The organism is Neobacillus drentensis, from assembly GCF_036962765.1.
GTDB lineage: Bacteria > Bacillota > Bacilli > Bacillales > Cytobacillaceae > Neobacillus > Neobacillus drentensis_C.
The window spans coordinates 305-7,770 of sequence record NZ_JBALOS010000096.1 but is presented as its reverse complement, the minus strand read 5'-3'; the positions used below and the strand labels follow the sequence as shown (position 1 = coordinate 7,770).

At 38.1% G+C, this 7,466-nt stretch carries 6 protein-coding genes and 1 pseudogene; all 7 read left to right on the top strand.

Features of this window, described 5'->3' with window-relative positions:
- Positions 1–88: 88 nt before the first annotated feature.
- Positions 89–1,297 carry an iron-containing alcohol dehydrogenase gene (locus V7137_RS13390; RefSeq protein ID WP_335698571.1) on the top strand — a complete coding sequence of 403 codons (1,209 nt, stop codon included), beginning with the start codon at positions 89–91 and terminating at the stop codon, positions 1,295–1,297.
- Positions 1,298–1,474: 177 nt separating this feature from the next.
- Entirely contained in the window at positions 1,475–3,379 is a 1,905-nt protein-coding gene (locus V7137_RS13385) for an alkyl/aryl-sulfatase (RefSeq protein WP_335698549.1), read from the top strand.
- A gap of 162 nt (positions 3,380–3,541) precedes the next feature.
- Entirely contained in the window at positions 3,542–4,813 is a 1,272-nt protein-coding gene (locus tag V7137_RS13380) for an MFS transporter (protein ID WP_335698548.1), read from the top strand.
- 99 nt (positions 4,814–4,912) lie between these two features.
- Positions 4,913–5,539 (top strand): hypothetical protein, encoded by a 627-nt coding sequence (locus V7137_RS13375; RefSeq protein ID WP_335698547.1) that lies wholly within the window; start codon positions 4,913–4,915, stop codon positions 5,537–5,539.
- Between the two features lie 32 nt (positions 5,540–5,571).
- Positions 5,572–6,126, top strand: coding sequence for a polyhydroxyalkanoate biosynthesis repressor PhaR (locus tag V7137_RS13370; RefSeq protein WP_335698546.1), 555 nt, complete (start codon positions 5,572–5,574; stop codon positions 6,124–6,126).
- 23 nt (positions 6,127–6,149) lie between these two features.
- Positions 6,150–7,223: an alpha/beta fold hydrolase gene (locus V7137_RS13365; protein ID WP_256358175.1), complete on the top strand. Its 1,074-nt coding sequence runs from the start codon at positions 6,150–6,152 to the stop codon at positions 7,221–7,223.
- A 106-nt stretch (positions 7,224–7,329) separates the two neighbouring features.
- Positions 7,330–7,466, top strand: a pseudogene (locus V7137_RS30675) (5' nucleotidase, NT5C type); the annotation flags it as partial.

Here is a 7,466-nt window from a genome sequence, read left to right as displayed (position 1 = left end):
GGACCGCCCGCGGAAAGCGCAGCGCTTGGAGTGGAAGTCAACAGGCAACTTTAACCTAGCCTATACAAAAATAATAAAGGGTGATTCTATGTCGACATCATTTTTTCAATTTTCAGTTCGTACGGTTGTAAATAGCGGGGCGGGATCAAGAACTTTGCTTCCTGAGATGATAAAAGGGCTTGGGGGTAAACGAGCAGTACTTTTCACGGATAAGGGTTTAACCCAGGCCGGAATTACAGCTCAAATTAAAGAATTATTTGAAATCATGCCGGGTACGCCGGAGCTGGTTGGAGTGTTTGAAGATATTGAACAGGACGCAAAAGGCGAAATTATTAATCGTGGAGCTCGTTTCTTTAAAGAGTGCAACGGTGATTCCTTAATTGCTCTTGGCGGCGGAAGCGTTTTGGATACGGTAAAAGCGATCAAGTGGATGCTCCATAAAGGTTTGGATGATATACGGGATTCTCTGCTTACCGGAAATGTGATGGAGTGGTGGCCAGAAGCCCAATATATTTTTATTCCGCATGTAGCTATTGCGACAACGGCGGGAACTGGTGCTGAAGTATCACCGGTGGCCGTTATCCTTAATGAAAAGCTTGGAATAAAAACAAATCTTCTTCATCCATTTATCAATGCGGATATGGCTATTCTGGATCCGGATTTAACGGTAGGTCTTCCTCCTAAAATCACTGCCTTTACCGGATTTGATGCATTAACTCATGCAGTGGAGGCTTATTTTTCACAAAAGGCCAATCCGATGACAGATGCCTATGCAATTCAATCGATTCGAATGATTGTAGACAATTTAGAAACTGCTGTTCGAAAAGGGGACGATCTTTCAGCAAGAGCGAATATGCTAATGGCAAGTTCGATGGCTATTTCTGCTTTTTGCCTTGCAATGAATGCGGTTCCAGTTCATAACATGGCACATGCGTTAGGGGCAAAATTTCATATCCCGCACGGGCTAGCTAACGCTGTATTGTTGCCGAATGTAATGGAGTCCCTGCCGACGTACTATTTACCAAGAATTATGGGGTTCGCCCAAGCGTTGGGTATAGCAAATCCAACAGAACAACCCGAAAAATGTTTAGAGGAAGTTGTCCAATATATAAGGGATCTCCGCAAAGCAGTGAATTTGCCAGACACTTTTGGTGAATTTGAATGTAACGAAGAGACACTTCAACATTTGGTACCAGCTGTTCATAATGACCCTGCCGGAGTTTTCTATAAGATACCAGCCACGATTATCACCAAAGTAATAAATGAAGTTTTCGAGGTACCTGCGATAAAGGCTTAATCTCGTTTACAAGATGTAAAGCGCTAATTTTACATTTCATAATCTGGCAATCTAGTTATATGGAAAACACTTGAAAACTTCCTCTTAATGTTTGGTTGGAGAACTGACATTATAGCCAGGTAGTCAAAAGTGTTTTCCTTTTTTAAAATTTTAAAATAATAATCCTTGGAGGTTTGTATGAAAAGTAAAGTTTCAACTCAACCTATGTCCGCTTCTTCTTTTACAAAAAAGGCAAATTTAGCAGTGTACGAATCTCTAAATTTCGAGGATCGGCAGGATTTTGAAGATGCAATCCGAGGATTTATTGCACCTTTAGAATCTACCATTATTAAAGATGATTCTGGGGAAGTCGTCTGGGACATCGATAAGTTAGATTTTCTAAACGACACGGCTCCTGACACAGTGAATCCAAGTTTATGGAGAAATGCCCAATTACAGGCTATCTCGGGTTTGTTTGAAGTAGTAGAAGGGGTTTATCAAATTCGTGGACAATCAATCGCTACCACTTTCTTTTTTGAAGGTAAACAAGGAGTTATTGTCTGTGATGCATTAGGAAGTACTGAATCTGCTGAAGCTGCAATGGAATTATATTATAAGCATCGTCCAAGAAAGCCAGTTTCAGCCATCATTATTAGTCAAAGTCATGCAGACCATTTTGGCGGTATTCAAGCAGTTCTAAAATATGCAGAGAATCCGGATATTCCAATTATAGTTCCCCAATATTTTACAGAAGAAGCATTAAGTGAAAATGCGCTATTAGGTACTATTATGGCGCGTCGTGCAGAGTATCAGTTTGGTAAAAATATCCCAGATGGCACGATTGGCTCTGTATCTATAGGTATAGGTAATACGATGAGTTCTGGGACGATGAGTTTTGCGCTCCCTACGGTTGAAATAGAAAACGAAATCCAAACGATGGAAATCGATGGAGTAACCTTTCAATTTTTGTTAACCCCAAACACAGAAGCACCGGCTGAAATGCATTTTTATATCCAAGATTACAAAGCATTATTTGTATCAGAGAACGCTAATCAATTGATGCATCAAATTTATACGGTAAGAGGGGCAAAGACTCGGGATGCCTTACATTGGGCTAATTCACTCGATAAAACAATCGATTTATTTGAAGATGAAGAGATTGATGCCTTGCTCATGATCCATGCATGGCCTGTTTGGGGCAAAGATCAGGCATTAAACCATTTGAAAATGCAACGTGATTTATATAAATATATGCACGATCAGACAGTGCGTTTAGCCAATCACGGATATACGATGGATGAAATAGCTGAGACAATCAAACTTCCAAAAGCATTGGATACTTATTGGGGGAATCGTGGGTATTATGGTACGTTAAAGCATAATTCAAAGGGAATTTACAATTTTTACTTAGGTTATTATAGTGCTCATCCTTCTGATTTAGATCCATTACCACAAGTGGAAGCGGGTCTTAAATATGTAGAATACATGGGAGGAGCGGCTACTATTTTGCAAAAAGCAAAAGCTGACTTTGATAATGGTGAATATCGCTGGGTAGCTCAAGTATTAAAAAATGTTGTAATGGCTGACCCAGAAAATTCGGATGCAAAAAATTTATTAGCTATGGCTTTCGAACAATTAGGTTACCAAGCCGAATCAGCCAATTGGCGTAATATTTTTCTTGTCGGTGCATCCGAACTAAGAAATGGTATTAATAAAGATAATTCACCCTTAGATGTTTCTGGAGTCATTAAAAATATGCCAGTAGATGAATTCTTAAAGCTGATCGCTGTTAAACTAAACGGTCCAAAAGCAGATGGTAAAAAAATAACGTTGAATATAACGTTATCAAATTCTAATCAAGAATATAGAATTTATTTAGAAAATTCCGTTTTAATATATAAAGCTGGTGAGTTAGATGCTGATCCAGATGTTTCCTTAACTCTTGATCAATTCACATTCTATGGAATTGGACTTGGCTTACTTTCACCAGAACAAGCCGTAGCAGCAGGTAAATTAATCATTTCTGGCGACCAAACGAAACTGAATGAATTTTTATCACTTTTAGATGAGTTCGACCGGTTACCAAATATCGTAACTCCTTAATTAACTGAGAAAAATCATTTATGATTCAATTTTTTCACCATAAGCACCTGCTCAGTCTTGCTCGCTTTTAAGGCGGGCAAAGCAGGTGTTTTTTCTCCTTAGGTATGATTGCTAATTTTTATCGAAAAAAATGAATATATTTGGTGAGAGGCAGGAGTTTGAATGAAAAGTTGGACGAAATGGATTATTTTATTTGCACTTTTTATTATGTCTATTATTAATTTTGGTGACAAATCCATTACAGGTTTAGCCGGAATTCATATTATGGAGGATTTGAATCTAACCTCCACTCAGTTTGGCATTGTTGGAAGCAGTTTTTTTTGGTTGTTTTCAATAGTTGGAATAATAGGGGCTTCTTTATCTGATCGTTTTGGAACTGGGAAATTACTGGCTATTATGGCGATTATTTGGACAATTGCGCAATCTATGTTGTTGGTTGTATCAAGTCTACCGCTGCTTATATTTAGTAGAGTATTACTAGGTGCAGGAGAAGGTGCTTTTTCTGCAACCGCAGTCAGCCATATTAGTAAATGGTTTAAACCGGAATCACGTGGACTTGCCATATCGATCATAAATTTTGGCAATGTTGTGGGGATTGCTGTTACTGCCCCAATTGTGGTTTTTCTAATCTCAAATTATGGTTGGAAGCAGGCGTTTTTTGTTTCTGGTATTTGTAGTTTTGTCTGGTTAATTTGTTGGCTTTGGCTGGGACGGCTTAAAGCACCTGTACCTTTTGAAGAAGAAGTAAGTAAACAGGAAAACAAGCAAAATATTAATGGTAAAGATATCTGGAAAGCTTTACGATCTCCTATTTTTATTTTTACAACCCTATCTTCATTTGTTGCTTATTCTTTAATTGTCTTTGGACTCACCTTTAATCCTGCATACCTAATGAAAGTAAAGGGATTGTCTGAACAACAGTCTGCAATGGTTATTGCTATTTCCGGATTAATAGGAGCGATTCTTGGAATGGTACTAGCCATAATTTCAGATCGTTTATATAAAAAAACTCAAAGTTTGTGGAAGTCGCGAACTCTATTTACTGCCATTTGTGCTATTCTAGCAGGGATTTTGTACTCCATGTATCCCCTTGTAAATGGTTCGGGTTCAATCATCATCATTCTTTCTTTAGTAAATATATTAGTAGTTACAATAAACACACTTAATCCTACAGCAGTAACTAGTTTACTCCCACAGCGAAGAGGTGTTATGACAGGTACTTATTATGGAGTTATGTCTTCATCAGGTATTGTTGCTCCAATTATTTTTGGAAAACTTATTCAAGCTTCTGGTACAAATCCAGCAGTTGGTTTTAGTGCATCCATTTATGGAATGTCTGTTGCTATGGTGATTGCAGCTATACTCATATACCTTTTCGGAAAACCAAAACACCTAGTCTCATCTGAGAATGATAAAAGAACAGTGAACCTCTAGTGGAAACTTAGATTTGAGATTATTCACTGGACTCATTAATAACCTAGATTTCAAACTAGACCAAAATCTTTAACAAATTTTTAAAAGGATGGGAATAATATGGCTGCAAAAAAAAATAATTTAAAAGAATCATTGAAAGAAGAAAAACAGGATGAAGAAATCACTGTCAATGGCGAAAATGAAGCATCGCTCTCTAGCCTAGAACTGCTCTGGAGATATGCATTTCATGAATTAGATGAATGGGCAAAGTGTGCTGATCATCGCGACGAAGTCTTCTTAAAAGAGGTGAGACAATTCTCTGCAAGTGTACAACGGAATCAGGGAAATATAAAAGCAATAGCAGAGCAATTTAAAAAGGAATTAACTGAATGGGAAAAGACTGCACGAGATGAATTATTAATGTCAACCACCACCCTGCAGCATTTCTTTCCGATTTGGTCTTATGAGGAAATGAATGCGCAAATTGACCAGACTCAAAATACAGTATTGTCTTTCTTAAATACTCCGTATCAAACCATCGAAAACGGCCAGACGATTGAGAAATACCTAGAAATGATGGAGCAATATATTGATCTTAGGAAAAAAGGAAGATTGCAATATATCAATACTGTTAAACAAGCTGGAAATCCCCTCTATGAATATCAAAAGGGATTTGTCAATCTGTTTGCAACACAATTCAAAGAACGTATCTTCCCGCTAAATAAATATATGGAAAAAACGGAATAACCTACAAAGTTTAATTTAAGGAGAGCAGCGCCATGTCAACTAAGAAAATCATTGATCCATTTGTTGGATTCAACCAATTAAGTGAAATGTGGGACAAACAAGTAATTGGCCTATTATATAACCTAACAGACAACAAAGAATTTGTTCGCACAGCAAGTTTCGGCCTTAACACCTATTCATCATACCTAGAGCGACTTAGAAAGAACCAAGAGCTTTTTGCGTCACTAATGAATATCCCGACAAAGAAAGATGTCGCGAATGCCGCGAATCAATCTATTCAGACAGAAGAAAAAATGGATCTTTTAGAAGAACAAATTTGGAAATTACAAGACAGTGTAAGCTCCATTACGAAAGAAAATGTAGGAATGTTCGAAGAGATATTAACTATTGTCATGCAAATGAAGAATGAATTCCAAAAGATGTCCCAAGAGGTGGCGGAAGCCAAAAATATGAATGATGACCTTCAGGAATTGCGGAAAGAAATAGAGAGAGGTCTCATCAAAATAGAGCGGGAAAAGCAGAAAAAAGAACCGGGAAAAAAGCAGGATAAAGATCTAGTGCTCACCGGTAATAATAAAATTAAATAACATCGAGGAGAGCAGTGATATTAATGAAAGCATTAGGAACAAACCTTTTTCCAAACTTAAACTTAGAAAAAGAAACGAAACGGTGGAACCAACTTTATAAAATTATGACCGAGCCAAAACCAGAGATTGTACCTACACCAAGACAGACTGTCTGGAAGAAAAATAAAGCAACCTTATGGTATCATCCTGCAAAGGAAAAAAGACATGCCATCCCAGTATTTCTAGTCTACTCCTTGTTAAATAAGGCGTACATTCTTGATATCGGTGAAGGAAGCAGCGTTGTAGGCGGACTAACCGAGCGCGGCTATGATGTCTACCTATTGGATTGGGGGTCCCCTGGGCTTGAAGATTCGGATATCACCCTTGATCATTATATCATTGATTATTTGGAGAACGCCCTTAAACGAGCTTTAAGACATTCAGGTGCAAAGGAAATATCCCTTGCCGGTTATTGCCTGGGTGGAACCATTGCAGCCATCTTGGCTTCCATAACGGAACTGCCAATTAAGAATTTATCTCTTGCAGCCGTTCCAATCGATTTTAGTATCGGCATCTTTCCTGATAAATTGCTGGAGGCACTACAAAAAGGGCAGCTAAGCCTTGACCGTTTTGCCGATGCACATGGGACAATTCCAACAGAAATTATGTATTTGATATTTAGGATGGTATCACCGGGTTTTGCAAGTTCTAACATCAATCTGGTCACCCGTGCACATGATGAGAAATATGTAGAAAAGTGGCGCCGAATGGATAAGTGGACGAAGGACTCTGTTTCGTTTGCAGGTGCTGCATTTAAACAGTTGTTCAACGATCTCTATCAAGAGAACAAACTCTTAAAGGGAGAATTGGTGATTGGCGGCAGGAAGGTGGATTTAAAGAAGATAAACTGCCCGCTTTTTGTCTTCTCTTGCTCACGTGACACAATTATATTAGAGAAGCAAAGTCTTCCGTTGATGGACCTTGTTTCAAGTAAGGATAAAACTTATGAGGTTTATGAGGGTGGACATGTTTCACTGGTCTTGACCGGGGTATTCGCTGAAGTTTGGGATAAGTGGCTTTCGGATCGATCACAGGAAATTCAAGAAGTACTTGGATAATTTTTATTTACAAGAAATAGTGGGAAGGATTCTTATCCTTCCCGCTTCTCTTTTTTAGGCAGCATTTATTACAGGAGGTTTTTTAGTGAAGAAGATTGCTATAGATATGGACGAGGTTATTGCTGATTTTACTCCTAAATTCATAAAGCATTTTAATAGGCATTACAATGAGAATATTTCAATTGAAGATTTAAAAGGAAAGAGACTAATTGAACTGCGGCCTGATTTACGAAAAGAGATGAT